The organism is Kribbella pratensis (assembly GCF_004365355.1).
In the GTDB taxonomy this organism is placed as follows: domain Bacteria; phylum Actinomycetota; class Actinomycetes; order Propionibacteriales; family Kribbellaceae; genus Kribbella.
Map to the genome: position 1 here is coordinate 603,320 of NZ_SODP01000001.1, position 24,620 is coordinate 627,939.

Sequence of the window (24,620 nt, forward strand, 5' to 3'; positions counted from 1 at the left end):
ACCCTCACGGAGGGGGTCGTCCTCATGCATGTACTCGACGTTCTCGAGATCGTTGGCGCGGTCACCGTTCTGCTCGCGTTCGCCGCCGCGCAGGCGGGCCGGTTGCGCCAGCGCACCATCACGTACCAGCTCCTGAACCTGCTCGGCTCAGGAGTCCTCGCCGGCATCGCCGCGCTCCAGCTGTCCTGGGGCTTCCTGCTGCTGGAGGGCAGTTGGGCCGTCATCAGCCTGATCGGGCTGCTGACCCTCAAGCGGCGACGGCAAACCGATTAGAACTTGTCACCCGGGTTCGTCCCAGTGGGGGACGGGCCCGTCGGGAGTGTGGTGGGGATACCGGTCGGGACCGGGCTCGGGCTGATCGAGATGGACGGTGAGCCCGTGCCGGTGCCCGGCGGCGGCGTCGTCGGCGTGACGGTGACGGTGGCCGTATTCGCCGGCGTGGGGATGACGGGTTCGGGCTCGAGCGGCTGCGCGTGGCGGAACAGCAGCCACGCCAGGAAGACGGCCAGCACCATGATCAGCGCCATCGTCAGCAACGCGAATGCGAGCGCCCACCGCGATGCCGGGCGCAGAGCGTTCGGCCACGGCAGCGGCCAGATCCGGAACAGACCAGGACGCCGCCGGCTCTCCCAGTAGTGACGGAACTCCGGCCCGCGCAACTTGCCGATCTGCGGGACGCGATCCATGAGTACTGCGGACAGGATCTCCTCGCCGCGACGCTCCGCGATCAACCGCTCGTCGGACGCCGCGCTGGACCCGTCGTCCTCCCGGATCGGCCCGACCGCGACCCAGAGCGCGAGGTCGTCGTCATCGGCGTCGTTGTGGCCCAGGACGGCTTCCTCGGGCAGATCGTCGACGGCGTACACGAACCGGTCGCGGGCGGCCGCGTCGTCGGCGGAGCCCTCGGTCATCATCGCGACGACGACGTTCCGGCCGGCCTCGTCGCTGGCGGTGTAGAGGTAGCCGGCCGCGTTCGCGCCGAGCCGGCCGCGGAGCCAGAACTCGCCGACCCGCGGCGGGTCCTCCGGCTGCAACGGCAGAGCCTCCGGAATCTCCAGCGCAGGGCGCTGCTCCGGCGGGTCCGCCGGCTGCGCCTCGGTCTGGGATTCGGTCGCAGTCATCACCCCCAATCCCACCACATCCCTGGTAGCGCTGTCGCCACGGCCGCCGCTCGGGCAGCGGCGCGGTGACAGTCGGCGCGCGCGATTTGGCTCGGCGGGGCAGGATGGGGAAGGACCCGGTGGGCCCTGCGTCCGCTGGCCCCGGCGATCTGATGGAATGACCGGTGTTGCGAAGTGGGGAATGACAAGGTCCGTCGACGCGGGCCCCGGAAGGACAGGCATGACCGAGACGACGGTGCCCACGGGTGCGGTGGCCCAGCAGTCCAGGCTGATCGGCGAGGCCCTCGGTGAGGTCAAGCGGGTGATCGTCGGCCAGGAGCACATGGTCGAGACACTGATGGTGTCGCTGCTCGCGAAGGGTCACTGTCTGCTCGAGGGCGTCCCCGGTGTCGCCAAGACGCTTGCGGTTCGCACCTTCGCCAGCGTGGTCGGCGGCACGTTCGCCCGGATCCAGTTCACCCCGGACCTGGTCCCGTCCGACATCGTCGGCACCCGGATCTACCGGCAGACCCGGGAGACGTTCGACATCGAGCTCGGCCCGACGTTCGTGAACTTCGTGCTGGCCGACGAGGTCAACCGCGCGCCGGCCAAGGTGCAGTCGGCGATGCTCGAGCTGATGGCCGAGCGGCAGGTGTCGATCGGCGGCCAGACCTTCCCGATGCCGAAGCCGTTCATCGTCATCGCCACCCAGAACCCGATCGAGTCCGAGGGCGTCTATCCGCTGCCGGAGGCGCAGCGCGACCGCTTCCTGGTCAAGATCGACGTGCCGCACCCGCGCGGGCACGAGGAGTTCGAGATCCTCCGCCGGATGAGCGTCGACCCGCCGGAGCCGCGTCAGGTGCTCAAGCCGGAGACGATCCTCGAGCTGCAGCGGTCCGCCGAGCAGGTGTTCGTCCACAACCTCGTCGCGGAGTACGCCGTACGTCTGGTGATGGCGACCCGTACGCCGACCGACTTCCATCTGCCCGACCTGGAGCCGATCATCGAGCTGGGCGTCAGCCCGCGCGCGACGCTCGGCCTGATCGCGGCCGGGCGCGCGCTTTCGTTGATCCACGGCCGGGACTACCTGCTGCCGAGCGACATCCAGACCGTCGCGCTCGACGTCATGGGCCATCGTCTCGGCCTGACCTTCGACGCCGTCGCCGACAACATCGACCCGCGGGCCGTGATCGAGCGGATCCTGGCCACCGTCCCGCCGCCGCAGCCGGTCTGGCGCGACGGCGCCGACGGCACCGGCCGCCCGGAGTTCGTGTAGTGCCCAACCGACGAGACCCGCGGGCTGCGATGACGATCTCGCAGCTCGCTCCCGAGCGTGCGTTGCGGCGGCTGGAGCTGACCGTCGTACGGCGGCTCGAGGGCTACCTGCACGGGGAACACCTGGGGCTCCTCCCGGGTCCGGGCACCGAGCTGGCCGAAGCGCGTGAGTATCAGGTCGGCGACGACGTACGACGGATGGACTGGGCCGTCACCGCACGGACCACGATCCCGCACGTCCGCGACCTGATCGCGGACCGCGAGCTGGAGACGTGGGCGCTGGTCGACCTGTCCGGCTCGATGGACTTCGGCACGTCGACGCTCGAGAAGCGGGAGCTCGCGGTGGCAGCTGTCGCGACCGTCGGGTTCCTGACCCACCGGCTCGGTGACCGGTTCGGCGGGCTGATGCTGCGCGACTCGGCACTGCGACGTTGGCCGGCGCGATCCGGGCGCCTCGCGCTCTACGGTCTGCTGCGCGCGCTGCTCGCCGAGCAGTTCAGCGGCGACGAAGAGGCACACCGCAGCGATCTGGCCGCCGCGCTCGAGTCGATGGCTCGGACGCAGCGCAAACGCGGACTGCGCGTGATCGTCTCCGACTTCCTCACCCCGCAGGACGGTGAGGTCGCGAGCCAGATCGAGCCCTCGTGGGAACGGGCGATGCGCAAGCTGACCGCTCAGCACCAGGTGCTCGCGGTCGAGATCGTCGACCCGCGCGAGCTCGAGCTGCCGAACATCGGCGTCGTCACGATCGGTGACCCGGAGACCGGCGAAGTGCGCGAGATCGACACCCGGCGGCGCAAGGTCCGGGAGGCGTTCGCGGTCGCGGCTCTCGCGCAACGGGAACGAACCAGGGCCGCCCTGCGTAGGGTAGGTGCGGGGCATCTTGTCCTGCGGACCGACCGCGACTGGGTTGCCGACACCGTGCGGTTCGTGCTCGCGTACCGGCGAGTGGCGCCCCGCCTGCACCAACCGCCGAAGGGAGTGGCTCGCTGATGGAGTTCCTGTCTCCGGCCAGATTGTGGTTCCTGCTCCTGATCCCGCTGATCGTCGCGGGGTACATCTTTCTTCAGCACCGGCGCTCGCAGTACGCATTGCGCTTCACCAACATCGCGCTGCTGGACCGGGTCGCGCCGCGGCGGCCGCAGTGGCGGCGGCACCTCGCCGTCGGGCTGGCGCTGCTGGCCGCGATGACCTGCATCCTGGCGTTCGCGCAGCCGAAGGACAAGGTCAAGGTGCCGCGCGAGCGGGCCACGATCGTGGTCGCGATCGACGTCTCGCTGTCGATGATGGCGACCGACATCGAGCCGAACCGGCTGGAGGCCGCGAAGGAGTCGGCGAAGGAGTTCGTCAACAACCTGCCGACGAAGTTCAACGTGGCACTGGTCAACTTCGCCGGTACGGCGTCCATCATCGTGCCGCCGACCACGGACCGGGCGACCATCGACCGCTCGATCGACGGGCTCGAGCTGGCCGAGTCGACCGCGACCGGTGAAGGCATCTTCACGTCGCTGCAGGCCCTCACGCAGGTCCCGCCGGATCCCGCGCACCCGAACGACCCGGCCCCGGCCCGCATCGTGATGCTGTCGGACGGCAAGCGAACGGTCGGCCGGACGGCGCAGGAAGGCGCGCAGGCGGCGAAGGCGAAGAACACCCCGGTGTACACGATCTGCTTCGGCACCGACTCCGGCTTCATCGAGATGGACGGCATCCGGCAGCGCGTACCACCGGACCGCACCGAGCTCCGCAGCATCGCCGAGACCACCGGCGGCGAGGCGTACACCGCGGAGTCCGCGGGCGAGCTCAAGGACGTCTACAAGGACATCGGTTCCTCGGTCGGGTACGACGAGGTCGACAAGGAAATCACCGCCCGGTACGCCGGCATCGCCATGCTCTTCACGTTGGCCGCGGCAGGCGCCTGCATCGCGCTCGCAACGCGCTTCCCCTAGATCCCCGCTCCTCGCGCCTACCCGGCTGGTCGCTGAGCGTCGAGCTGAATCGCGACACGATGGTGATGTAGTTGACACGGCGAGGTTACTGGTGTTCGAGGGGGTGGTGGTGCAAGATGGACCAGAGTTCCGCGGGGTATCTCGTGATGCCTTTGAGGGACAGGTAACGCCAGGACTGACAGGCAAGTGGTCGAGAACGCTGGGGAAGGCGCCCCTCGAGCACAGGAGGTCCCGGTGGCGACGACTCGTGGCGTTCTGTACGTCCACACGGTGCCGTCAGCGTTGTGCCCTCATGTCGAGTGGGCCGCGGGCGGCATCCTTGGCGTGCCCGTGAAACTGGATTGGACACCGCAGCCGGCGGCCCAGGGCACGTACCGGGCCGAGCTGTCCTGGCAGGCCGAGGCCGGCACCGCGGCCAAGCTGGCATCCGCCCTGCGCGGCTGGCAGAAGCTGCGGTTCGAGGTCACCGAGGAGCCGAGCAACGGCGTCGAGGGCGAGCGGTACTCGTTCACGCCCGAGCTCGGGGTCTTTCACGCGACCACCGGCGTCCACGGCGACATCATGGTGCCGGAGGAGCGGCTGAAGGCGGCCATGCTGAAGGCAGCCAGCGGCGAGGCCGACCTGACCGAGGAGGTCGAGCGTTTGCTCGGTCGCCCCTGGGACGACGAACTCGAACCCTTCCGCTACGCCGGTGACGGCGCCCCCGTGCGCTGGCTGCACCAGGTGGTCTAAGCGGTTCCTGAGAACTTCAGAAGAAAGCCGTCGACGGCGGCGCTTTTCGCGAACTTTTCGATGAGACTGAGCATCAGACGTTCTACAAGGGTGGGAGGGGCCGTGGCCGCTGGGCCACCGGGTGTCGGGACACCCCCGGTGGTTGTGAACAACAGCGGCCGCACCACGTGAAGGGCACGGATCTCCGGATCCGTGCCCTTCCAGCCGTTCAAGGCGGTCAGCCGTTGGAGGCGGTCAGCCGTTCTAAGGCGGTCAGCCGATTCAGAGCGGGATGTTGCCGTGGTTGCCGCGGATGGGGCCGTCGGCTTCGGCCTTCGCGATGGCTGATGCGAGGGCGGTGCGGGTGCGGGTGGGTTCGACGACCTCGTCGACGACGCCGATCTCGCGGGCCCGGTCGATGCCGCCGGCAATCTTTTCGTGTTCGGCGGCCAGTTCGGCCTCGACCTGCGGCCGGAGCTCCGGGTCGACCTCGGACAGCTTGCGGCGGTGCAACACGCGGACGGCGGCGACCGCGCCCATCACGGCGACCTCGGCCCGGGGCCACGCGAACACGCGCGTTGCCCCCAGCGATCGCGCATTCATCGCGATATACGCCCCGCCGTACGTCTTCCGCGTCACCAGCGTCACCCGCGGTACGACGGCCTCGGCGAAGGCGTGCAGCAGCTTCGCACCCCGTCGTACGACGCCGTCCCACTCCTGCCCGACACCCGGCAGATAACCCGGTACGTCGACCAGCACGACCAGGGGTACGCCGAACGCGTCGCACATCCGCACGAACCGCGACGCCTTCTCCGCCGACAGCGCGTCCAGGCAACCACCGAGGCGGAGCGGGTTGTTGGCGATCACGCCGACCGTCCGCCCGCCGAGCCGGCCGAGCGTGGTGACGATGTTCGGCGCCCAGCGCTGGTGGAGCTCGACGACAGGATGGTCAGCAGACTCGTCGAGCACCCCTCCGACCAACGGATGGACGTCGTACGCACGCTTGGCCGACTCCGGCAGGAACCCGGACAGGTCCGTATCCGGGATGTCGGTGGACATCGAGCCCTGGTTCGCGAGCAGATCGGTCAGCCGGCGGGCCTGCTCCAGAGCGTCCGCCTCGGAGTCGGTCGTGATGTGGACGACCCCCGAGCGCCGGCCGTGCGGCTCGGGCCCGCCAAGCCGCAGCATGTCGACGTCCTCGCCGGTGACCGAGCGGACCACGTCCGGCCCGGTCACGAAGATCCGGCCCTCGGGACCGAGGATGACGATGTCGGTCAACGCCGGACCGTACGCCGCACCGCCGGCTGCCGGGCCGAGCACGACCGAGATCTGCGGAATCTTCCCGGATGCCTGCGTCATCGCGTAGAAGATCTTGCCGACCGCGTGCAGGCTCAGCACGCCCTCGGCCAGCCGCGCGCCGCCGGAGTGCCACAGGCCGATGATCGGCACCTGCTCCTCGCGGGCCACCTCGTACGCCTTGACCACGACGTCGCAGCCCTCGTCACCCATCGCGCCGCCCATCACGGTGGCGTCGGAGCAGAAGGCGACGACCTTCGCCCCGGCAATCCGCCCGCGGGCCGCGATCATCCCCGACAGGTTGTCGGGGGTGATCAGCTCGAGACTGCCCGGATCGAGCAGGTTCGTCAGCCGGGCAAGCGGGTTGCGCGGGTCCAGCTCACGGGGCAGTTTGGCGGGTTTTGCCGGAGCGATGGTCATCGGACCTCCGAAGAGTTACAGGGATTTGAAGGCGATGGCGGCGTTGTGGCCGCCGAAGCCGAACGAGTTGTTCAGCGCCGCGATGTCCCCGTCCGGCAGCTTGCGCTGCTCGGTTGCGACGTCAAGGTCGATCTGGTCGTCGAGCTTGTCCACGTTGATGGTCGGCGGCGAGACCCGGTTGTGGACCGCGAGAACGGTCGCGACGGACTCCACCGCACCGGCGCCGCCGAGCAGGTGACCGGTCATCGACTTCGGCGCGGTGGCGACCGCGTGGTCGGCCTCCTTGCCGAGCGCCTGCCGGATCGCGATCGACTCGGCGATGTCACCCTGGGGCGTCGATGTGGCGTGGGCGTTGATGTGGAAGATGTCCGCCGGGGTCAGGTCGCCCTCGGACAACGCCCGCTCCATCGCCCGCCGCGCACCGGAACCGGTCGGGTCGGGTTGCGCGATGTCGTGGCCGTCGGCGGAGATGCCGGCGCCGGCGAGCTCGGCGTACATCTTCGCGCCGCGCGCCTTCGCGTGCTCGTACGACTCCAGGATCAGGACGCCTGCGCCCTCGCCGAGCAGGAAGCCGTCGCGGTCCACGTCCCATGGACGCGAGGCGCGCTCCGGCTCGTCGTTGCGCTTGCTCAGCGCCTGCATCATCCCGAACGCGGCCAGCGGCAGCGCCATGATCGCGCCTTCGGCGCCACCGGCGATGACCACGTCCGCGCGGCCGAGCCGGATCTGGTCCAGCCCCAGCCAGATCGCCTCGTTGCCGGAGGCGCAGGCCGAGACCGGGGTGTGCACGCCGGCCTTGGCGCCGAACTCCAGGCTCACGTACGCCGCGGACGAGTTCGGCATCAGCATCGGGATCGCCAGCGGTGACACGCGGCGCGGGTTCTGCTGGAGGGCGTCGTAGTTCGAGAGCGTGGTGTGCAGGCCGCCGATACCGGACGCGACCGCGACACCGAGCCGCTCCTTGTCCATCCCGGAGTCCTCCAGGCCGGAGTCGGCCCAGGCCTCACGGGCGGCGACGACGGCGAGCTGCGCCGTCCGGTCCAGGCGACGGGCCTTGACCCGCTCGATCACCTCGGTCGGGTCGACCGCGGCCGGTGCGGCGATCTGCACCGCCAGGTTCTGCACCCACTCGTCGGTCAGCCGCCGCGCGCCGGAGCGTCCGGCCAGCAGCCCTTCCCAGGTGCTGGACACGTCACCCCCGAGCGGGGTCGTGGCTCCGAGCCCAGTGATGACGACTCGGGTCTTCGACATGGTTACCTCATCCTTCACAAGACAGATCTGCGGTTGGGAGCGAGGGGTGTGTGCACTGCGTTGTGCTCATCGAGCCGCGGCACGGGCCACAGCCCGATGAGCACTCCGGGCCAGCACGGGTGACGGCGTATGTCAGCCGTTCTGGGCGCGCTCGATGAACGCGACCGCGTCGCCGACGGTCTTCAGGTTCTTGACCTCGTCGTCGGGGATCTTCACGTCGAACTTCTCCTCGGCGGCCACCACGACCTCCACCATGGAGAGCGAGTCGACGTCGAGGTCGTCGGTGAAGGACTTGTCCAGCTGGACGTCCTCCACCGGGATGCCGGCGATCTCGTTCACGATCTCGGCGAGGTTGGAACGGATCTCTTCGGTGCTGGCCATGTTCTCTGGTTCCCTTTCGGATTTCTTCTGGCTGCCCAGCTTCGCTGGCTGCTACAACCGGGTGCGGCCACCTGAGCCGCCCCGGACAACTATGAACTACGGCAGTCGGATGACCTGGGCGGCGTACACGAGGCCCGCGCCGAAGCCGATGATCAGGGCGAGGTCGCCGCTGCGGGCTTCGCCGGCCTCGCGCATCGCGGTGATCGCGAGCGGGATCGACGCCGCCGAGGTGTTGCCCTGGCGCTCGATGTCGCGCGCGACCTTGACGTGCTCGGGCAGCTTCAGCGCCCGACGCATCGCGTCGGTGATCCGCATGTTCGCCTGGTGCGGGACGAAGAGGTCGAGTTGCTCGGCCTTCACGCCGGCCACGTCGAGCGCCTGCTGCGCGGTCTTCGCCATCTCGAACGACGCCCAGCGGAACACCGGGTTGCCGTCCATCGTGAGGTGCGGCCAGTTGTGGTTGCCGTGCACCTCCTGCCAGGACTCCTTCTGGCTGATGACCTTGTGCTGCGTGCCGTCCGAACCCCACACCACCGGGCCGATCCCCGGTTCGTCGGTCGGTCCAACGATCGCGGCACCGGCGCCGTCGGCGAAGATGAACGCCGTACTGCGGTCGGTCCGGTCGGTGATGTCGCTGAGCCGCTCGACACCGATCGCGAGCACGTACTTCGCGCTGCCGCCGCGGACCAGGTCATTGGCCATCGCGATGCCGTAGCAGAAGCCCGCGCAGGCGGCGGAGATGTCGAACGCCGCCGCGGTCGGGGCGCCCACCGCGACCGCGATCTGGGTCGCGATCGCCGGGGTCTGGTACAGGTGGGTGACCGTCGAGACGATCACGCAGCCGATCTCGGCCGGGTCGATGCCGGCGTCGGCCAGCGCGTCCTTGGCCGCGTTCACCGACATCATCAGCACGGTCTCGTCGTCGCTCGCCCAGCGCCGCTCCTTGATCCCGGAGCGGGTCTGGATCCACTCGTCGCTGGAGTCGATCTGCTCGAGGATCTCGGAGTTCGGCACGACGCGCCGCGGCCGGTAGGACCCGATGCCGAGGACTCCGGCGTACGTCGAACCTGTCGACGCCGTGATCATGCGGGGCTCCCGGCCGGGTGCAGCCGGACCAGCGGCTGGCCCGGAGCGACCGGGTCGCCTTCCTCGGCCAGCCACTCGACCACGATGCCGCCGTGCGGAGCGGTCACCTCGACCTCGTCACGCAGGCTCTTGACCGTCGCGACCACCTCGCCGGCGTCGACCTTGTCGCCGGTCTCGCGGCGGGTCTGCTCGGAGCGGGTGAACGTGCCCTTGATCGGAGCAACCAGCAGGCGCCAGGTCGGGGAGGCGTCGATCTCGGACGGGCTGCCGTGCTTCTCGACGAATGCGCGGGCGTCGTCGAGCTGGTCCGGGGTCTTGAGCGCGAACGTCTCGACACCCTTCAACGCACGCCGGGCGATGCCGGTCAGCGTGCCCGCCGGCGGCAGCTCGAGGATGCCGGTCACGTCGAGGTCGGACATGGTCTGCATGCACAGGTCCCAGCGGACCGGCGCGTTCACCTGGTTGACGAGCCGCTGCAGGACATCCCGGCCGTCGTGGACGACGTGGCCGTCACGGTTCGAGATCAGGCGGGTCCGCGGGTCGTGGGTGCTGATCGCGGTGGCGTACTTCGCCAGCGTCTGCACCGCCGGCTCCATGTGCTTGGTGTGGAACGCGCCGGCGACCGACAGCGGGATCAGCCGGGTCTTGGCCGGCGGGTCAGCGGCCAGCGCGGCCAGCTCCTCAACGGTGCCGGCGGCAACGATCTGGCCCGGGCCGTTGTCGTTCGCGGCGGTCAGGCCGTGCTCGGCGAGCTTGGCCAGGACCTCCTCGCGGTCACCGCCCAGGACCGCGGTCATCGAGGTCGCGGTCTGCGCGGCCGCCGCGGCCATCGCCTTGCCGCGCTCGCGGACCAGGACCATCGCCTGCTCGGCGGTCAGCACACCCGTGCCGGCCGCGGCGGCGAGCTCACCGACGCTGTGACCGGCGACCGCGCCGACCTTGGTGAAGGCGTCGGCCGGGTGCGGGAACACCGCCAGCGCGGCCAGCATGCCGGACGCGACCAGCAGTGGCTGCGCGATCGCGGTGTCGCGGATCGTGTCGGCGTCGGCCTCCGTGCCGTAGTGGGCCAGGTCGAGACCGGCCACCGCGGAGAGCCAGTTCAGCCGGCTCTCGAAGACGGGATCGGCCAGCCACGGCTCGAGGAATCCTGGGGTCTGGGCACCCTGACCGGGTGCGACGATGACGAGCACGTGCCAACTCTCCCTCACCAGGGCCCGTCGGGTGCCCCAGCGCGAGCACGAATTCTTCCAGGCCGGTTTGTAGGGATCCTACAAAACGGTGGTTCCCGGCTCCGGATTGAGCAGGCGACCCAAGGTCAGTGCGACACGCAATGTGAAAGCGTCGCGGGGATCGAGCGGGTTGTACGCCGTGATGTCGGCCACACGCTTGAGCCGGTACCGGACGGTATTGGCGTGGATGAACATCGCCCGGGCCGTCGCCTCGATCGATCCGCCGGAGTCCAGGTACGCCGAAACCGTGTCGAGCAGCACCCCATCGCCGACGGTGAGCGGGCCGTAGACCTCATTGGCGAGCTGACGGCGGGCGTGGCCGTCTCCGGAGAGTGACCGCTCGGGGAGGAGTTCGTCGGCCTGCACCGGCCGGGGCGCAGCGGGCCAGGCGGCTGCGGCGCGGAGGCCGGCAACAGCGGCGCGAGCCGAGGTGACGGCGGACATCAGGTCCTTCACGACCGGGCCGACGACAATCGGGCCGGGTCCAAACCATTGGGCGAGTTTTTGTACGATCTCCACAGGTTTGCTCGTACCGCCTAGTACCACGACCAGGCGGTCGCCCTGGATCGCGCACAGCGCGTCGGCACCGGCCTCACGGGCGGCCTGGCGGACCATGTCGGCCACGTTCGAGGTGGTTTCGGTGTCGCCGGCCCGACCGACCACCACGGCGACTTCCGCGGACCCCGTTGTACCGGCGGCTCCTGTCCAGCCGAGGGCCGATGCGCGCGACCGGACCGACTCGTCGGCCTCGCCGCGGATGACCGAGTCGACGAGGAGGGCTTCGAGGCGGGCGTCCCAGGCGCCGCGCATCTCGGCGGCCTGCGCGTAGACCGTGGCGGCCGCGAAGGCGACCTCACGGGCGTAGCGCTGGATGGCCTCGTGGACGATCGGCACGTCGTCGGGCGGGAGCAGCGTGCCGATAGTGGTCTCGATGGTCTCGATCGTCGTCCGGACCAGGTCGACGGTCTGGTGCAGCGAGATGACCCGGGTGAACTCGCGCGGCGCGGACCCGAAGATCCGGGTCGGCATCGAGGAGTGCGCCTCGGGATCGCGGAACCACTCGACGAACGCCGAGATCCCGGACTGTGCGACCAGTCCGATCCAGGACCGGTCCTGTGCCGAGAGCTCCCCGAACCAGGGCAGCTTCTCCTCCATCGCCGCCATCGCCGCGGTGGCGAGCGCCCCGGTCGCGCCCTGCAACCGCTCCGCCCTAGCTAGATGCCGCGTCATCACCACGCCCCGACCATAACCCCCACCCCACCCGACCCACGCCCACCCGACCCACTCTCGTCCGGCCTACCCGCCTCCGGCCCGCCCGCGGGCGAGTGGATGTCCATCGCAGTTGTGGGTTCTCCACCCGCATACCGGTGGAGAACCCACCAGCCGGGTGGATATCCACTGCAATGATGGGGGTATGACGGACAAAGCGGGCGTGGAGGACGCGATCGCGGCACTGCGCGCCATCGGGTATTACCTCGAGCGGGACCGGCAGCCGACGCACCGGGTGAAGGCGTACCGGCGGGCCGCCGACACGATCGCCGCGCTGCCGGCCGCCGAGGTGCGGGCCCGCCGCCGGGCCGGGACGCTGACCGAGCTCGCCGGCATCGGCCCGAAGACCGAGGCCGTCATCGTCGAGGCGATGGACGGCGCGACCCCGTCGTACCTGGTCAAGCTGGAGGAGGCGGCGGGGGAGCTGACCACCGCGGGCAAGCAGCTGCGGGCGGACCTGAAGGCCGACCTGCATCTGCACTCCGAGTGGTCCGACGGCGGCAGCCCGATCGAGGAGATGGCGCGGACGGCGCATCGCCTCGGTCACTCGTACATGGCGCTGACCGACCACTCGCCCCGGCTGACCGTCGCGAACGGACTGTCCCGCGAACGCCGGCTCCAGCAGCTCGAGGTCGTTGCCGAGCTCAACAAGAAGCTGGCCGACGAGCTCGACGGCTTCCAGATCCTGAACGGGATCGAGGTCGACATCAACGAGGACGGCACGCTCGACTGCGACACCGAGATCCTGGCGCGGCTGGATGTGGTGGTCGCGAGCGTGCATTCGAAGCTCCGGATGGCGTCCGAGCCGATGACCGAGCGGATGGTCCGCGCGATCGCGAACCCGCATGTCGACATCCTCGGCCACTGCACCGGCCGGTTGATCACCGGCGGCCGCGGCACCCGTCCCGAGTCGGAGTTCGACCCCGAGGTCGTCTTCGAGGCCTGCCGCCAGTTCGGTACGGCGGTGGAGATCAATTCCCGTCCCGAACGACTCGACCCGCCCAAACGCCTGCTCTCGATGGCTGTCGAGATGGACTGCATGTTCTCGATCGACACCGACGCGCACGCGCCCGGCCAGCTCGACTGGCAGGTCTACGGCTGCGAACGCGCCGAGGACTGCGGCGTCACCCCCGACCGCGTCATCAATACCTGGGACCAGCAGCAACTCCTGGAATGGACCGCATGATGAGTGATCTCGAGAAGGATCCGGCCGAAGTCATCGGCACCGGGGACTGCGAAGGACCCGCCCTGGAGCTGCTCGAAGGGCGCGAGGTCGTGCTCGGACGATCGACCACGGTACGGCGCCTGCTGCCCAACAAGAACCGTCGCATGGTCGGCGCGTGGTGCTTCGTGGACCACTACGGGCCGGACGATCTGACCCAGCGCGTCGATTCGTACGACGTCCCGGGGGAGCGCGGCATGCAGGTCCCGCCGCATCCGCACACGAGCCTGCAGACGGTGAGCTGGCTGTTCGAAGGCGAGATCGAGCACCGCGACAGCGTCGGATCGCATGCGTTCGTACGGCCAGGCGAGCTCAACATCATGACCGCCGGCAACGGGATCGCCCACTCCGAGATCTCGACGCCGACCGCTCCGCCGATGCTGCACGGAGCGCAACTGTGGGTCGCCCTTCCCGACTCGGTGCGTACGACGACCCCGCCTGCCTTCAACGCGTACGCCGATCTGCCCGAGCTCGAACTCGACGGCGCCCGGGCCACCGTCATGATCGGCACGGTTGCCGGCGTCACCTCGCCCGCACCCGCCTACACCCCACTCGTAGGCGCCGACATCACCATCGAACCCGGCCGGACCCTCGAGTTGCCGTTGACGACGACCAACGAGTACGCCGTACTGGTCGTCGACGGCTCGCTGTCCGTCGGCGACCTACACCCCGGCTTCGGCGAGATGGTCTACCTGGGCGCCAACCGCACATCGATCGATCTAGTTGCCTCCGACAACGGTGTCCGCTTCCTCCTGCTGGGCGGCGAACCCTTCGAAGAACAACTCGTCATGTGGTGGAACTTCATCGGCCGCTCCCACGAGGAGATCGTCGCGGCTCGCGAGTCCTGGCAGCAAGCCATCGGGGCCGGCGGCAACGACCGCTTCCACCTGGTCCCCGGCTACGACGGCGATCCCCTCCCCGCCCCACCGCTGCCGGCTATCGCGTTGAAACCACGACCGCGGGCGCGCTGACCCGGCGGCGGTAGTAGGCCCAGGTCAGGACGAGGAGGGCCGGACCCCAGAGGTTCAGCGGGGCGTAGCAAGCGAGCATCAGAACCTTCCAGCCCGCGTTGGCGAACGGGATGAAGTGGTCGGTGTAGGCGTCGCGGAAGGCGTAGGTCCAGAGGGCGATCAGGGACAGGCCGCCCAGAGTGGCTGGGATGATCGCGGCGTACGGATGGACGCGGCGGCCGCCGATGAGCGGGATCCAGCGTGGGGCGACCTCGCCCCAGCGGCTGACCATGCCCAGGGCTGTCAACGCGACCAGCTCGGAGAAGATGGTCAGGCTGACGACGTACACCTTGCCGCCGGCGCCTGCGAGTCGGGTGGCGTTGCCGTCGGCGTCCAGCATGCCCATCGACGAGCCGAAGACGAGGCCGAGCCGCCACAGGCCGGACGGCAGGACCATGAACGGGATGAGATGCGCCAGGCGGTACGCCCAGCGGGGGACGGGACGCTCAGTTGTGCTCACCCGTCGAGCATCGGTCCAACCACCCCACCGGCACCTCACCCGCCCGAGGGAACGTGCTCCCTCGGGAGGACCTTTCACAGCAGGTCGTGGTCGCGCGCGTACGCCGCAGCCGCCGTCCGGGACGGTACGTCGAGCTTCGCGAAGATGTTGGTGAGATGCCGCGCAACCGTCTTGTCGCTCAGCACCAGCAGTCCCGCGATCTCGGCGTTACTGTTGCCCACCGCAACCAGTCGCAGGACGTCCAGCTCCCGTCCCGTCAGTCCGCTTGTACTGCGACCGATCAGTTTCTCGGCCTCCTGACGCGCCCCCACAGCCCCGAGCTCGGCGAACGTCCGGCACGCCGCGGTCAGTTCGGCAGTCGCCGAGTCGTCGTCTCCGAGCAACCGGACCGCCCGCCCGACGAGCACCTTCGCCCGCGCCACCTCGTACGGCGCCCGCAGCTCACCCCACAGCTGCACAGCAGCTCGCGCCTGCGGCAACGCCCGATCAGCATCCTCCGCGGCCAATGCCACGAGAGCCGAGCAGTACGCCGCCGACGCCCGCAACCCCGCGCACCCGAACTCCTCGGCGATCGTCGACAACTGACCAGCCGCCTGCTCGGCCTCAGCCGGCTCATCGCCCGCGATCAGCACCTCGACCGCTGCCGCCAGCAGCCGCGACCGGTGCACCGGATCACCTGTCTCCGCAAGCAGACGCCGTACGGCGGCGACCGCGCCGGAGACCCGTCCGCGCGCCATCATCAGCAGCGCACGCCCCGGCTGCGCCTCGTATCCGTAGCTGGCGGCCTGGTCGTACGCCGACTCCGCCGCCACGTACTCACCGAGAATCCGCAGTACGTCGCCGCGCTCGCTCATCGCCAGCCCCGCCGCCATGTCGTACCCCAACGCCGCGTACCGCTGGCAGGCGTCCTCGAACTCCGCCAACGCCTCCGGGTACGCAGCATGCAGCCGCAGGATCTGCCCTCGATGGACCGCGCACTGCCCGGTGAACGGCACCAGGTCCGGCTGCGTGTCACACCAGCGGGTGAGTGCTGTCGTCCACGCCGACGCCCGTGCGAAGTCGAGGACCTCCTGACACGCCTCGATCATCGCGCAGTAGACCGTGCCCGCGAAGACCGGTGACAGCTCGCCCGCCGCGACGCCGACCATCGCTTCGTCCAAGGTGGCAAGTCCTTCCGGCACGTGCCCGGCGTACATCATCAGCCGGCCCTTGCACACCAGACCCTGCGCGAGCAGATCCGGATCGCCGTGCCGCCGCGCCACGCTGACGATCTCGTCACCCGTCGAAATTGCGGCGGCGAAGTCGCCGCGATCCACACAGCGGAAGAAGTCGTGGATCAACAGGTACCCGCGCTCGACCACGTCCGCGGGGTAGTCGGCGAGCAGCCGTTCGGCTCGTGCGGCCCACCCGCTGCCGACCGCGCCCTCGCCGCGGCCGTTGTGCACGCGGGCCAGCCAGAACGCGAACCGCACCGCGCCCAGCACCTCGCCGTTGTCGATCCGCAGCCGGTAGCCGCGCTGCAGCGCCCGGATGCACGCGTCGATGTCGCCGAGCAGGAACGTGGCCATCGCCAGGGTCATCAGATCGTCCGCGCCGAGGCCGACCGTCCCGGGATCACCGTCGGCCGCGGTCAGCCGGTCATACGCAGCGGCCCAGTCGCGTCGCTCGAACGCGATCCGGGCTCGCTGCAGATCGTCGACAATCCCCATCAGATGTCCCCCACTGGCGAGCATGCCCTGCCGACTCACGCGGCGGCAAGACTCCGCTCGGTGCGGACCCGCGCCGCGATCCGGCGGGCGACGTACGCCGCGTCCCGGCCGACCCCCGGCAGCACCATCGAACTGAAGGCGTACTGGAACGACAGCCCGCAGAAGAACAGACCGGGTGCGTTCTCGGCGACCCCGCGGTACTCGCGCGGCCAGCCGTCCGCGCCGACCAGCGGCATCTTGATCCAGTCGAACACCTGCCGGAAGCCGGTCGCCCAGACGACGTTCGCGACGTCCAGCACCCGCCCGTCGGCGAGCATCGGCAGACCGTCCTGGGTCCCCGTGACCCGGGCCGGCAACCGCTCGACCCCGCGCTCGAGCAGATCTGCGCGCTTGACCCGGATCATCGGGCCGCCGTGGTGCCGGATGTGGTCCATCTCTTTCCTGCCCATCGGCGTCCGGCGGGTGAGCACATGCCGCCAGGCGAACAGGATGAGCGGCCAGAAGAAGACCTGGTTCGGCCGGCCCGGCGTGAACGGCACCTGTCCGGGATCGCGGCCGCACAGGATCGTGTCGTGCGTCTGGGCGACCTCGTACGCGATGTCGGTGCCGGAGTGCGACCCGCCGACGACCAGCACCGGTCCGTCCTTGAGTTGCTCCGGACGCTGGTACTCCGACGAATGCAGCTGCCGGATCGCCGGATCCAGGTCGACCGCGAAGTCCGGTAGGTACGGCGTACGGCCGAAGGTGCCGGTGGCGACGACGACGTTGTCCGCGGTGAGCTGCTCGCGCCCGACGGTGACGATCCACTGGTCGTCGAGTCGTTCGAGCTTGTCGACGCGCGTGTTCTGCCGGATCGGGAGGTCGAAGCGCTCGGCGTACGACGCGAGGTAGTCGGCGACCTCGTCCTTGCCGGGGTAGTGCCACGGGTCGGCCGGGAACGGCAAGCCGGGCAGCCCGTCGTACTTCGCCGGCGAGTAGAGCTTGAGGCTGTCCCAGTGCGACCGCCACTGGTCTCCCACGCGTGCGCCGCCGTCGAGGATCGTGAACGGCTCACCGAGCCGCTGTAGGTGGTAACCGGTGGCGAGCCCGGCCTGTCCTGCGCCGATGATGATCGTATTCATGCCTCGACGCTAGATTTCCCCGCGCCCCCACCGCGTCGGACGGAATACGCATCTTCGGTCCGGCCCGACTACGAGGTTTGGCGTACGTACGACGGCCGCCCACCCCGGGCTGGGGTGAGCGGCCGTCGAAGGGTGGATTAGGCGCCGGCGCCTTCTTGCTTTACGCCGGCGACTGCGGTCGGGTCGTCGATCCGGTACTTGCGGGCCGCCTCGGCGGCGACCTCCGGCTTGACGTCGCCGCGCTTGGCGAGGATCTCCAGTGTCGCGACCACGATCGACTCGGCGTCGACCTGGAAGTGCCGACGGGCCGCGGCCCGGGTGTCGGCGAGGCCGAAGCCGTCGGTGCCGAGCGAGGTGTAGTCGTTCGGAACCCAGCGGGAGATCTGGTCCTGCACCGCGCGCATGAAGTCGCTGACGGCAACGACCGGGCCCTTGGTGTCCTTCAGCTGCTCGGTCACGAACGGCACCTGCTCCGGCTCGTCCGGGTGCAGCAGGTTGTGCTGCTCGGCGGCGACCGCGTCGCGGCGCAGTTCGTTCCACGAGGTTACGGACCAGATGTCCGCGGCAACGGAGTACTCCTCGGCGAGGATCTGCTGGGCCTTCTGCACCCACGGCAGCGCGACACCGGACCCGAGCAGCTGCACCCGCGGTACGTCGTCGCCCTCGGCGGTCTGGTACTCGTTGAAGCGGTACATGCCCTTGAGCAGACCGTTGACGTCGAGGCCCTCCGGCTCGGCCGGCTGTGCCACCGGCTCGTTGTAGACCGTGAGGTAGTAGAAGACGTCCTCGCCGACCGGCTTGTCCGCGTCCAGGCCGTAGCCGTACATCCGGCGCAGGCCGTCCTTCACGATGTACGCGATCTCGTACGCGAACGCCGGGTCGTAGTGCACGACGGCCGGGTTGGTCGAGGCGAGCAGCGGCGAGTGTCCGTCCGCGTGCTGCAGTCCCTCACCGGTCAGCGTCGTCCGGCCGGCGGTCGCGCCGATCAGGAAGCCGCGGCCGAGCTGGTCGCCGAAGGCCCACATGAAGTCGCCGGTCCGCTGGAACCCGAACATCGAGTAGAAGATGTAGAACGGGATCATCGGCTCGCCGTGCGTGGCGTACGCCGTACCGGCCGCGATCACCGAGCCCATCGCGCCGGCCTCGCTGATGCCCTCGTGCAGCAGCTGTCCGGCGGTGGACTCCTTCCACGACAGCAGCAGGTTGCGGTCGACGGCCTCGTAGTTCTGCCCGTGCGGCGAGTAGATCTTCGCGGTCGGGAACATCGAGTCCATCCCGAACGTGCGGTACTCGTCCGGGGCGATCGGGACGATCCGGTGGCCGATCTCCGGGTCCTTCATCAGGTCCCGGAAGAGCCGGACCAGCGCCATCGTGGTCGCGATCGGCGCGTGGCTGCCCTTGGACAGCGGCTTGTAGACGTCGTCGCCCGGCAGCTTCAGCGTCTTCGGCGCGACCCGCCGCTCCGGCAGCGAACCGCCGAGCTGCTTGCGCCGCTCCATCATGTACTGGTACTCCGGCGAGTCGGTGCCGGGGTGGAAGTACGGCGGGTTGTACGCGTCCTCGAGGTCCTTGTCCTCGATCGGCAGGTAGAGCCGGTCGCGGAACGCCTTCAGGTCGTCCGAGGTCAGCTTCTTCATCTGGTGGGTCGCGTTGCGGCCCTCCAGCGCCTCGATCGTCCAGCCCTTGATGGTCTGGGCCAGGATCACGGTCGGCTGGCCGACGTGCTCGGTCGCGCTCTTGAACGCGGCGTACACCTTGCGGTAGTCGTGACCGCCGCGGGGCAGCTTGCGCAGGTCCTCGTCGGACAGGTTGCTGACCATCTGCTGCAGCCGCTGGTCGCCGCCGAAGAAGTTGTTCCGGATGTACTCACCGGACTCGACGGAGTACGTCTGGAACTGGCCGTCGGGCGTGGTGTTCATCTTGTTCACCAGCGCGCCGTCGTGGTCCTGGGCCAGCAGGTTGTCCCACTCGCGGCCCCAGATCACCTTGATCACGTTCCAGCCCGCGCCGCGGAAGAACGCCTCCAGCTCCTGGATGACCTTGCCGTTGCCGCGGACCGGTCCGTCCAGTTGCTGCAGGTTGCAGTTGATCACGAAGGTGAGGTTGTCGAGCTCCTCGCGCGCGGCCAGGCCGATCGCGCCGAGCGACTCCGGCTCACCCATCTCGCCGTCACCGAGGAACGCCCAGACGTGCTGCTGGCTGGTGTCCTTGATACCGCGGTTGTGCAGGTACCGGTTGAAGCGCGCCTGGTAGATCGAGTTCAGCGCGGCCAGTCCCATCGAGACGGTCGGGAACTCCCAGAAGTCCGGCATCAGCCGGGGGTGCGGGTACGACGACAGGCCCTGGTGCGGGCCGCGGGAGACCTCCTGGCGGAATCCGTCCATGTCGTCCGCGGACAGCCGGCCCTCGAGGAAGGCGCGCGCGTACATACCGGGGGAGGCGTGACCCTGGATGAAGATCTGGTCGCCGCCGCCGGGGTGGTCCTTGCCGCGGAAGAAGTGGTTGAAACCGACCTCGTACAGGCTGGCCGCGGACTGATAGGTGGCGATGTGGCCGCCGACCTCCAGGCCCTTGCGGTTGGCCTTGCTCACCATCACCGCGGCGTTCCACCGGATGAAGGCCCGGATCCGGCGCTCGATGTGCTCGTCGCCGGGGAACCAGGGCTCCCGCTCGGGCGGGATCGAGTTGATGTAGTCGGTGCTCCGCAATGCGGGCACGCCGACCTGTCGCTCCCGGGCTCGCTCGATCAGTTTGAGCATCAGGTAGCGCGCTCGCGCCTTGCCCCGTTCGTCCAGGACGGCGTCGAGCGATTCGACCCATTCACGCGTCTCGTCGGGGTCGATGTCGGGGAGCTGGGTGGGCATCCCCTCGGTGATGATGGCTGGTGGTTCGTGTCCGGAAGCCACGGTGTCCTGCCGTTCTCTCTGGTTGCTCTTCACCGCAATCCTGTCACCTGTTCGGAATGCGTTCTACTTTGCCTTCCCTTCCGGCCCGATTCCGGCTGGCCGGGGCTGAGCCCAGCGGACACGCCCGGTACCCGCCACGCGGATACCGGACACGTCACGGACACCTGGTGCATACTTGCGCGACGCGGTACGACACGATGGACTATCGCTAACTGAGTGGTACTGACACCTACCCCCGGGCAGCGGGGACCACGGAGGAGGACACGTGAGCGCGACCGCGGACCACGCGGACGGCAAGGGCGGAGTGCCGAACATGGCCTCCCGGCTCGGCCTGGAGCCCGGCTGGGTCGTCCAGGAGATCGGGTACGACGATGACTGCGACGACGAGTTCCGCGATGCGATCCGGGAGATCACCGGCGAAGCCTTCGTCGACGAGGACACCGACGAGGTCGTCGACGTCGTCCTGCTCTGGTTCCGCGAGGACGACGGTGACCTGGTCGACGCCTTCTTCGACATCCTGACCGACCTGAAGGCCGGCGGGGTCGTCTGGCTGCTGACGCCGAAGGTCGGTCGCGACGGGTACGTCGAGACCAGCGACATCACCGAGGCCGCCCCGGTGGCGGGCCTGGCCACGACCAGCACACTGAGCGTCACCGACGACTGGTCCGCGACCAAGCTGGTGGTTCCGAAGTCCGGCCGCCGCGGGTGACGATCCCGGCTGCCGGCAGCCGGGCCCCCGATTTCAGCACTCGGAACCAGTACGGCGAAGAGGTCCGGCTGAGCGACTTCACCGGCCGGCGGGACGTCGTACTGGTCTTCTACCCGTACGCCTTCAGCCAGGTCTGCACCAGCGAACTGGCCGCGCTCCGGGACCGCCCGGACCTGCTCGCGGCCGCCGAGTTCCTGGCGATCTCGTGCGATCCGATGTTCACCCTCCGTGCGTATTCCGATGCACAGAGTTTGAATTTCGGCCTCCTCACCGACTTCTGGCCCCATGGCGAGATCGCCTCGTCGTACGGCGTGTTCGACGCGGACCGCGGCTGCGCCCTCCGCGGAACCTTCGTGGTGGACCGCACCGGAGTGGTCCGGTGGTCCGTCGTCAACCCGATCCCCGAGGCTCGCAACCCCGACGACTACGCGGAGGCACTAGCAGCCCTGAACCTCAGGTAGACTCCTCCGGTCGTTTGATCCGGGCGGATAGCTCAGCGGTAGAGCGCTTCCCTTACAAGGAAGATGTCGGGGGTTCGATCCCCTCTTCGCCCACCTCATCCGGTTCAGAAGACCGCCTTCACCAGGCGGTCGAGTGCCGGCGGGAAGACCTGCAGCAGGTCCACCTCAGCGTCTCCCATCGTGATCAGTGCGGTCAGTGTCCTGGTGCCGTCCGCGCTGCTGAACATCAGGGCGCCGTACCCGCCCGGTGCGCTGCCGTTGTGGTGGTAGATGGTCTCTGAACCGGTGTCCTGCGCGAACAGGCCCAGGCCGTAGTTGAGCGGTCCGCTCTTCGGCTCCGGCGCCCGCATCTCGGCCAGTAGGTCGGCGGGCAGGAGCTTCCCGCTCTGCAGCGCAGACATGAACACCTGCAGGTCCCGGGTGGTCGAGAGCATGCTCCCGGCGGCGAACAGCAGCGAGGGGTTCTGCTCCGTGACGTCGACCAGCTTCCAGTCGTCACTGTTCTGGTAGCGGAAGTACCCGTGCGAGTGGGCTCCGGGAATGTCCGTCCGGTCACCCGGCTCCAGCGTGCCGCTCAGCTCGAGCGGCTTGAGGATCCGCGACTCCAGCTCCGCGGCGAACGGGCGGCCGGTGACGGCCTCGATCAGCAGCGCGGCGACCGTGTAGTTGGTGTTGGCGTAGCTCCACTCGGTGCCCGGCTCGAACCGCGCCGGCTTGGCCAGGGCGAACCCGACCAGCTCGTCCGGCGTGTAGCCCTGCAGCCGGTGTTCGGCCCAGTCCTTCCCGGTCGCCGGGAGGCCCGGTACGACGGTACCGTCGGGGAAGTACTCGCCCGTGTAGTTGAACAGCCCGCTGGTGTGGTTGAGCAGCATCCGCACGGTGATCCGCGGGTCCAGCTCGAACCTGGTGAGCTGCGGCGCGACCGGGCCGTCCAACTCGAGCTTGCCCTCGGCCACCAGTTGCAGCACGACGGTAGAGACGAAGGTCTTGGTGACGCTGCCGACCCGGCCCTGTCCGTCCAGCGGCGGCTTCTCCGCGCTGCCGAGCTCACGGATTCCGGTGGTGCCGACCCACTCTCCGTGCTCGTCGTGCACACGCAGTTCGAGTCCGCCGAAGCCGGCGTCGACGAACTCCTGGGCCGCCTTCTGCAGCTCCGGGCGGTCCTGGTGGTCGGTAGGGGTTTGCGTCGACATATCCGTGCTCCTCGGTCTGTTCGTTGCTGTCGAGAACCACGATGTCGATGCGCCCTGACACCGGACCGCCATCGCGCTGACACGTGGTCTAGGCGTCCAGCAAGGGCAGCGGTGCGAAGGAGTGCTCGGCCCAGAGGCGCCGCGACAGCTCCTCGGGGTACGGCGTGATGGTCAGCTCGGTGGTGAATTTTGCGACCTGCCGGCGTGTGGCGTCGTACTGCGGCCAACCGGGATCGCCGGTGTGGGCGAAGGCGGTCCAGGCCGTCCGGAACAGCTGCGAGACCTGCTCCGCCGCAGGGAGTTGCTCCTGGTCGAGGAGGAAGCCGAGCAGGGGTGTGGTGCCGAAGACGAGGGGTACGTCGAGGCCGTGGCATGCGCCGAGGCCGGTGTCGGGCCAGGTCAGTTCGTAGGCGTAGGCGCGGCCGCCGCCGGTGACCTGGGCTTCGGCCAGGCGGTGGCTCGGCATGCGGAACAGCCAGTCGGAATGGACCAGTTCGTAGATGCGCTCGGCGGTCGCATCGGGGTAGGCCTCGCGGTAGCCGGCCGGCGCGAGCAGCTGAAGGGCGGTCGCGGCGTCGTTCTCGGTCAGGTTGCCGAGGCGACCGTCGGCGGCGAGGAGCAGGCGGTACTCGTCCCGCGTGTGGCCGGCGATCAGCTCGACCTCGCGGGCGGCTCCATCAGCCAGCGCCTCGAACGGCGTACGCGGGAGGACGTCACCATCGACGACTGGCGCGAACGGGAGGCCCAGGTACGCCGGCGCGCCCCACCGGCTGATCTCCGGCTGCATCGCCGTGGCCAACATGTCCGAGGCGGCGACGAGGTCGGCCGTCGGGACGCGGCGCAGATCGTCGACCGTCGGTGCGACGTCCAGCAGGGCAGCGATCTCGGTCATGATGTCGGCGGCCAGCGGCGGTGTGAAGAACGTCCCGGGCGCACTCTGCGTGATCGCCCGGCGAAACAGACCGACCGCCCGGGGCATGGAGAGGAGGGCGGCAACCGAGCCCGCCCCGGCCGACTCTCCGAACACCGTGACCCGATCCGGGTCGCCACCGAAAGCAGCGATAGTCGCGCGCACCCACTCCAGTGCGGCGACCTGATCGAGCAGGCCGCGGTTCGCCGGCGCGCCTTCCAGTTGCCCGAACCCGTCGACCCCGAGCCGGTGGTTGAACGTCACCACGACGACATCACCTTCGCGGGCCAGCCGCGTCCCGTCGTACGACGGATCGCCGGACTGGCCGATCGCGTACGCGCCGCCGTAGATCCACACCATCACCGGCAGTCCCGCGCTGAGGTGCGGCGACCAGACGTTGACGGTCAGCCAGTCGTCGCCGGTCGCCGGGTTCGACGGCTGACCGAAGATCAGCGACTGTGGCGGCGGCGGTCCGAACTCGATCGCCTCGCGTACGCCGTCCCATGCTTCCGCCGGCTGCGGCGCCGCGAAGCGCAGTTCGCCCACCGGCGGCCGGGCGAACGGGATGCCGCGGAACACCGACAATCCGTTCTCGCTGCGGCCCCGAACGAGTCCGCTAGTCGTGCGGACCTGGGGGCCCGTCTCACTCATCGGCCCATGTTCCCGCCGTACGCGCGACCTGTCGCCAGGTTTGTCACGACGGGCCGTATCGGAACCCGCTGACACTCGTTGTGATCGGTGTCGTGAGTCGCACAATTCTTAACCATCGGCTGGTGAGAACGGACTCCTCCAGGGCGGGTCGCGGCTGGTAGGGTTCACGGCTGTCGGTCGGCGCGATGACATACCGGGTAGGCCCGGTCACGGCATCGTTCCGGCAGACGGAAATACGGGGCTGCTTACGGTTGTGAAGTGAGGCGGGTCTGCCCTGAACCCGCTCCGTCCAGTTCGGGAGGCG

General features: G+C 69.3%; 22 protein-coding genes and 1 tRNA gene. 10 read left to right on the forward strand and 13 right to left on the reverse strand.

Annotation, left to right across the window (positions count from 1 at the left end):
* The first annotated feature begins 24 nt into the window (after nucleotides 1–24).
* Complete coding sequence (locus EV653_RS02880; RefSeq protein ID WP_134097670.1) at nucleotides 25–273, forward strand: CBU_0592 family membrane protein; 249 nt, start codon at nucleotides 25–27, stop codon at nucleotides 271–273.
* Here EV653_RS02880 and EV653_RS02885 read toward each other — a convergent pair.
* Nucleotides 270–1,121 (reverse strand): hypothetical protein, encoded by an 852-nt coding sequence (locus tag EV653_RS02885; RefSeq protein WP_134097672.1) that lies wholly within the window; start codon nucleotides 1,119–1,121, stop codon nucleotides 270–272. The two genes, EV653_RS02880 and EV653_RS02885, sit on opposite strands and share 4 nt — an antisense overlap.
* Before the next feature lie 220 nt (nucleotides 1,122–1,341).
* Here EV653_RS02885 and EV653_RS02890 point away from each other — a divergent pair, with 220 nt between their 5' ends.
* The 4 genes from EV653_RS02890 to EV653_RS02905 all read left to right on the forward strand — a co-directional run bounded on the left by EV653_RS02890 (nucleotide 1,342) and on the right by EV653_RS02905 (nucleotide 5,053).
* A complete protein-coding gene (locus tag EV653_RS02890; protein WP_134097674.1) occupies nucleotides 1,342–2,376 on the forward strand; it encodes an AAA family ATPase in 1,035 nt (344 codons plus the stop codon).
* A 29-nt stretch (nucleotides 2,377–2,405) separates the two neighbouring features.
* The gene (locus EV653_RS02895) at nucleotides 2,406–3,368 is read left to right on the forward strand and encodes a DUF58 domain-containing protein (protein ID WP_130447314.1); all 963 of its coding nucleotides are present in this window, start codon (nucleotides 2,406–2,408) and stop codon (nucleotides 3,366–3,368) included.
* Nucleotides 3,368–4,321, forward strand: a complete 954-nt coding sequence (locus tag EV653_RS02900) for a VWA domain-containing protein (protein ID WP_134097676.1) — start codon at nucleotides 3,368–3,370, stop codon at nucleotides 4,319–4,321. The genes EV653_RS02895 and EV653_RS02900 overlap by 1 nt, the downstream gene beginning before the upstream one ends.
* Before the next feature lie 234 nt (nucleotides 4,322–4,555).
* Nucleotides 4,556–5,053 carry a DUF3145 domain-containing protein gene (locus EV653_RS02905; protein WP_130446981.1) on the forward strand — a complete coding sequence of 166 codons (498 nt, stop codon included), beginning with the start codon at nucleotides 4,556–4,558 and terminating at the stop codon, nucleotides 5,051–5,053.
* Nucleotides 5,054–5,314: 261 nt separating this feature from the next.
* On the opposite strand, the gene EV653_RS02910 is transcribed toward EV653_RS02905, so the two are convergent.
* From EV653_RS02910 to EV653_RS02935, 6 genes are all read right to left on the reverse strand, one after another.
* Nucleotides 5,315–6,748 carry a carboxyl transferase domain-containing protein gene (locus EV653_RS02910; protein WP_134097678.1) on the reverse strand — a complete coding sequence of 478 codons (1,434 nt, stop codon included), beginning with the start codon at nucleotides 6,746–6,748 and terminating at the stop codon, nucleotides 5,315–5,317.
* Nucleotides 6,749–6,763: 15 nt separating this feature from the next.
* The gene (fabF, locus tag EV653_RS02915; RefSeq protein ID WP_134097680.1) at nucleotides 6,764–7,999 is read right to left on the reverse strand and encodes a beta-ketoacyl-ACP synthase II; all 1,236 of its coding nucleotides are present in this window, start codon (nucleotides 7,997–7,999) and stop codon (nucleotides 6,764–6,766) included.
* 132 nt (nucleotides 8,000–8,131) lie between these two features.
* Nucleotides 8,132–8,380 (reverse strand): acyl carrier protein, encoded by a 249-nt coding sequence (locus EV653_RS02920; RefSeq protein ID WP_130446978.1) that lies wholly within the window; start codon nucleotides 8,378–8,380, stop codon nucleotides 8,132–8,134.
* Nucleotides 8,381–8,476: 96 nt separating this feature from the next.
* On the reverse strand, nucleotides 8,477–9,466 hold the full coding sequence (locus EV653_RS02925; protein ID WP_134097682.1) for a beta-ketoacyl-ACP synthase III: 990 nt from the start codon (nucleotides 9,464–9,466) through the stop codon (nucleotides 8,477–8,479).
* The gene (locus EV653_RS02930; protein WP_134097684.1) at nucleotides 9,463–10,656 is read right to left on the reverse strand and encodes an acyltransferase domain-containing protein; all 1,194 of its coding nucleotides are present in this window, start codon (nucleotides 10,654–10,656) and stop codon (nucleotides 9,463–9,465) included. Before EV653_RS02930 ends, EV653_RS02925 begins: the two co-directional genes overlap by 4 nt.
* A gap of 78 nt (nucleotides 10,657–10,734) precedes the next feature.
* Nucleotides 10,735–11,925, reverse strand: coding sequence for a PucR family transcriptional regulator (locus EV653_RS02935; RefSeq protein WP_134103824.1), 1,191 nt, complete (start codon nucleotides 11,923–11,925; stop codon nucleotides 10,735–10,737).
* A gap of 184 nt (nucleotides 11,926–12,109) precedes the next feature.
* On the opposite strand from EV653_RS02935, the gene EV653_RS02940 reads away from it, so the two are divergent.
* Entirely contained in the window at nucleotides 12,110–13,150 is a 1,041-nt protein-coding gene (locus EV653_RS02940) for a PHP domain-containing protein (protein ID WP_134097686.1), read from the forward strand.
* The gene (locus tag EV653_RS02945) at nucleotides 13,150–14,157 is read left to right on the forward strand and encodes a pirin family protein (protein ID WP_134097688.1); all 1,008 of its coding nucleotides are present in this window, start codon (nucleotides 13,150–13,152) and stop codon (nucleotides 14,155–14,157) included. Before EV653_RS02940 ends, EV653_RS02945 begins: the two co-directional genes overlap by 1 nt.
* Here the strand turns inward: EV653_RS02945 and EV653_RS02950 are convergent.
* From EV653_RS02950 to aceE, 4 genes are all read right to left on the reverse strand, one after another.
* A complete protein-coding gene (locus tag EV653_RS02950) occupies nucleotides 14,123–14,656 on the reverse strand; it encodes a hypothetical protein (RefSeq protein WP_238159523.1) in 534 nt (177 codons plus the stop codon). The two genes, EV653_RS02945 and EV653_RS02950, sit on opposite strands and share 35 nt — an antisense overlap.
* Before the next feature lie 74 nt (nucleotides 14,657–14,730).
* Complete coding sequence (locus EV653_RS02955) at nucleotides 14,731–16,365, reverse strand: LuxR family transcriptional regulator (RefSeq protein WP_134097690.1); 1,635 nt, start codon at nucleotides 16,363–16,365, stop codon at nucleotides 14,731–14,733.
* Nucleotides 16,366–16,400: 35 nt separating this feature from the next.
* Entirely contained in the window at nucleotides 16,401–17,486 is a 1,086-nt protein-coding gene (locus EV653_RS02960) for a flavin-containing monooxygenase (RefSeq protein WP_134097692.1), read from the reverse strand.
* 137 nt (nucleotides 17,487–17,623) lie between these two features.
* Nucleotides 17,624–20,350, reverse strand: a complete 2,727-nt coding sequence (gene aceE / locus EV653_RS02965) for a pyruvate dehydrogenase (acetyl-transferring), homodimeric type (protein ID WP_238159784.1) — start codon at nucleotides 20,348–20,350, stop codon at nucleotides 17,624–17,626.
* A gap of 307 nt (nucleotides 20,351–20,657) precedes the next feature.
* Between aceE and EV653_RS02970 the strand changes: the two genes are divergently transcribed.
* The 3 genes from EV653_RS02970 to EV653_RS02980 all read left to right on the forward strand — a co-directional run bounded on the left by EV653_RS02970 (nucleotide 20,658) and on the right by EV653_RS02980 (nucleotide 21,655).
* Nucleotides 20,658–21,101 (forward strand): DUF3052 domain-containing protein, encoded by a 444-nt coding sequence (locus EV653_RS02970; RefSeq protein WP_134097694.1) that lies wholly within the window; start codon nucleotides 20,658–20,660, stop codon nucleotides 21,099–21,101.
* Nucleotides 21,098–21,562 carry a peroxiredoxin gene (locus tag EV653_RS02975; RefSeq protein WP_134097696.1) on the forward strand — a complete coding sequence of 155 codons (465 nt, stop codon included), beginning with the start codon at nucleotides 21,098–21,100 and terminating at the stop codon, nucleotides 21,560–21,562. The genes EV653_RS02970 and EV653_RS02975 overlap by 4 nt, the downstream gene beginning before the upstream one ends.
* A 21-nt stretch (nucleotides 21,563–21,583) precedes the next feature.
* Nucleotides 21,584–21,655 (forward strand) — tRNA-Val (locus EV653_RS02980).
* A gap of 11 nt (nucleotides 21,656–21,666) precedes the next feature.
* Here EV653_RS02980 and EV653_RS02985 read toward each other — a convergent pair.
* Together EV653_RS02985 and EV653_RS02990 are read right to left on the reverse strand one after the other, a co-directional pair.
* Nucleotides 21,667–22,755, reverse strand: coding sequence for a serine hydrolase domain-containing protein (locus EV653_RS02985; RefSeq protein ID WP_134097698.1), 1,089 nt, complete (start codon nucleotides 22,753–22,755; stop codon nucleotides 21,667–21,669).
* 88 nt (nucleotides 22,756–22,843) lie between these two features.
* Nucleotides 22,844–24,316 (reverse strand): carboxylesterase/lipase family protein, encoded by a 1,473-nt coding sequence (locus EV653_RS02990; protein ID WP_134097700.1) that lies wholly within the window; start codon nucleotides 24,314–24,316, stop codon nucleotides 22,844–22,846.
* Nucleotides 24,317–24,620: the final 304 nt, after the last annotated feature.

Coding starts and splice junctions, on each gene's coding strand:
- EV653_RS02945 (WP_134097688.1), top strand. CDS start 13,150: ATGAGTGATCTCGAGAAGGATCCGGCCGAAGTCATCGGCACCGGGGAC.
- EV653_RS02990 (WP_134097700.1), bottom strand. CDS start 24,316: ATGAGTGAGACGGGCCCCCAGGTCCGCACGACTAGCGGACTCGTTCGG.
- EV653_RS02890 (WP_134097674.1), top strand. CDS start 1,342: ATGACCGAGACGACGGTGCCCACGGGTGCGGTGGCCCAGCAGTCCAGG.
- EV653_RS02900 (WP_134097676.1), top strand. CDS start 3,368: ATGGAGTTCCTGTCTCCGGCCAGATTGTGGTTCCTGCTCCTGATCCCG.
- EV653_RS02925 (WP_134097682.1), bottom strand. CDS start 9,466: ATGATCACGGCGTCGACAGGTTCGACGTACGCCGGAGTCCTCGGCATC.
- EV653_RS02885 (WP_134097672.1), bottom strand. CDS start 1,121: ATGACTGCGACCGAATCCCAGACCGAGGCGCAGCCGGCGGACCCGCCG.
- EV653_RS02955 (WP_134097690.1), bottom strand. CDS start 16,365: ATGGGGATTGTCGACGATCTGCAGCGAGCCCGGATCGCGTTCGAGCGA.
- EV653_RS02985 (WP_134097698.1), bottom strand. CDS start 22,755: ATGTCGACGCAAACCCCTACCGACCACCAGGACCGCCCGGAGCTGCAG.
- EV653_RS02940 (WP_134097686.1), top strand. CDS start 12,110: ATGACGGACAAAGCGGGCGTGGAGGACGCGATCGCGGCACTGCGCGCC.
- fabF (WP_134097680.1), bottom strand. CDS start 7,999: ATGTCGAAGACCCGAGTCGTCATCACTGGGCTCGGAGCCACGACCCCG.
- EV653_RS02895 (WP_130447314.1), top strand. CDS start 2,406: ATGACGATCTCGCAGCTCGCTCCCGAGCGTGCGTTGCGGCGGCTGGAG.
- EV653_RS02880 (WP_134097670.1), top strand. CDS start 25: ATGCATGTACTCGACGTTCTCGAGATCGTTGGCGCGGTCACCGTTCTG.
- EV653_RS02910 (WP_134097678.1), bottom strand. CDS start 6,748: ATGACCATCGCTCCGGCAAAACCCGCCAAACTGCCCCGTGAGCTGGAC.
- EV653_RS02920 (WP_130446978.1), bottom strand. CDS start 8,380: ATGGCCAGCACCGAAGAGATCCGTTCCAACCTCGCCGAGATCGTGAAC.
- aceE (WP_238159784.1), bottom strand. CDS start 20,350: ATGCCCACCCAGCTCCCCGACATCGACCCCGACGAGACGCGTGAATGG.
- EV653_RS02935 (WP_134103824.1), bottom strand. CDS start 11,925: ATGACGCGGCATCTAGCTAGGGCGGAGCGGTTGCAGGGCGCGACCGGG.
- EV653_RS02960 (WP_134097692.1), bottom strand. CDS start 17,486: ATGAATACGATCATCATCGGCGCAGGACAGGCCGGGCTCGCCACCGGT.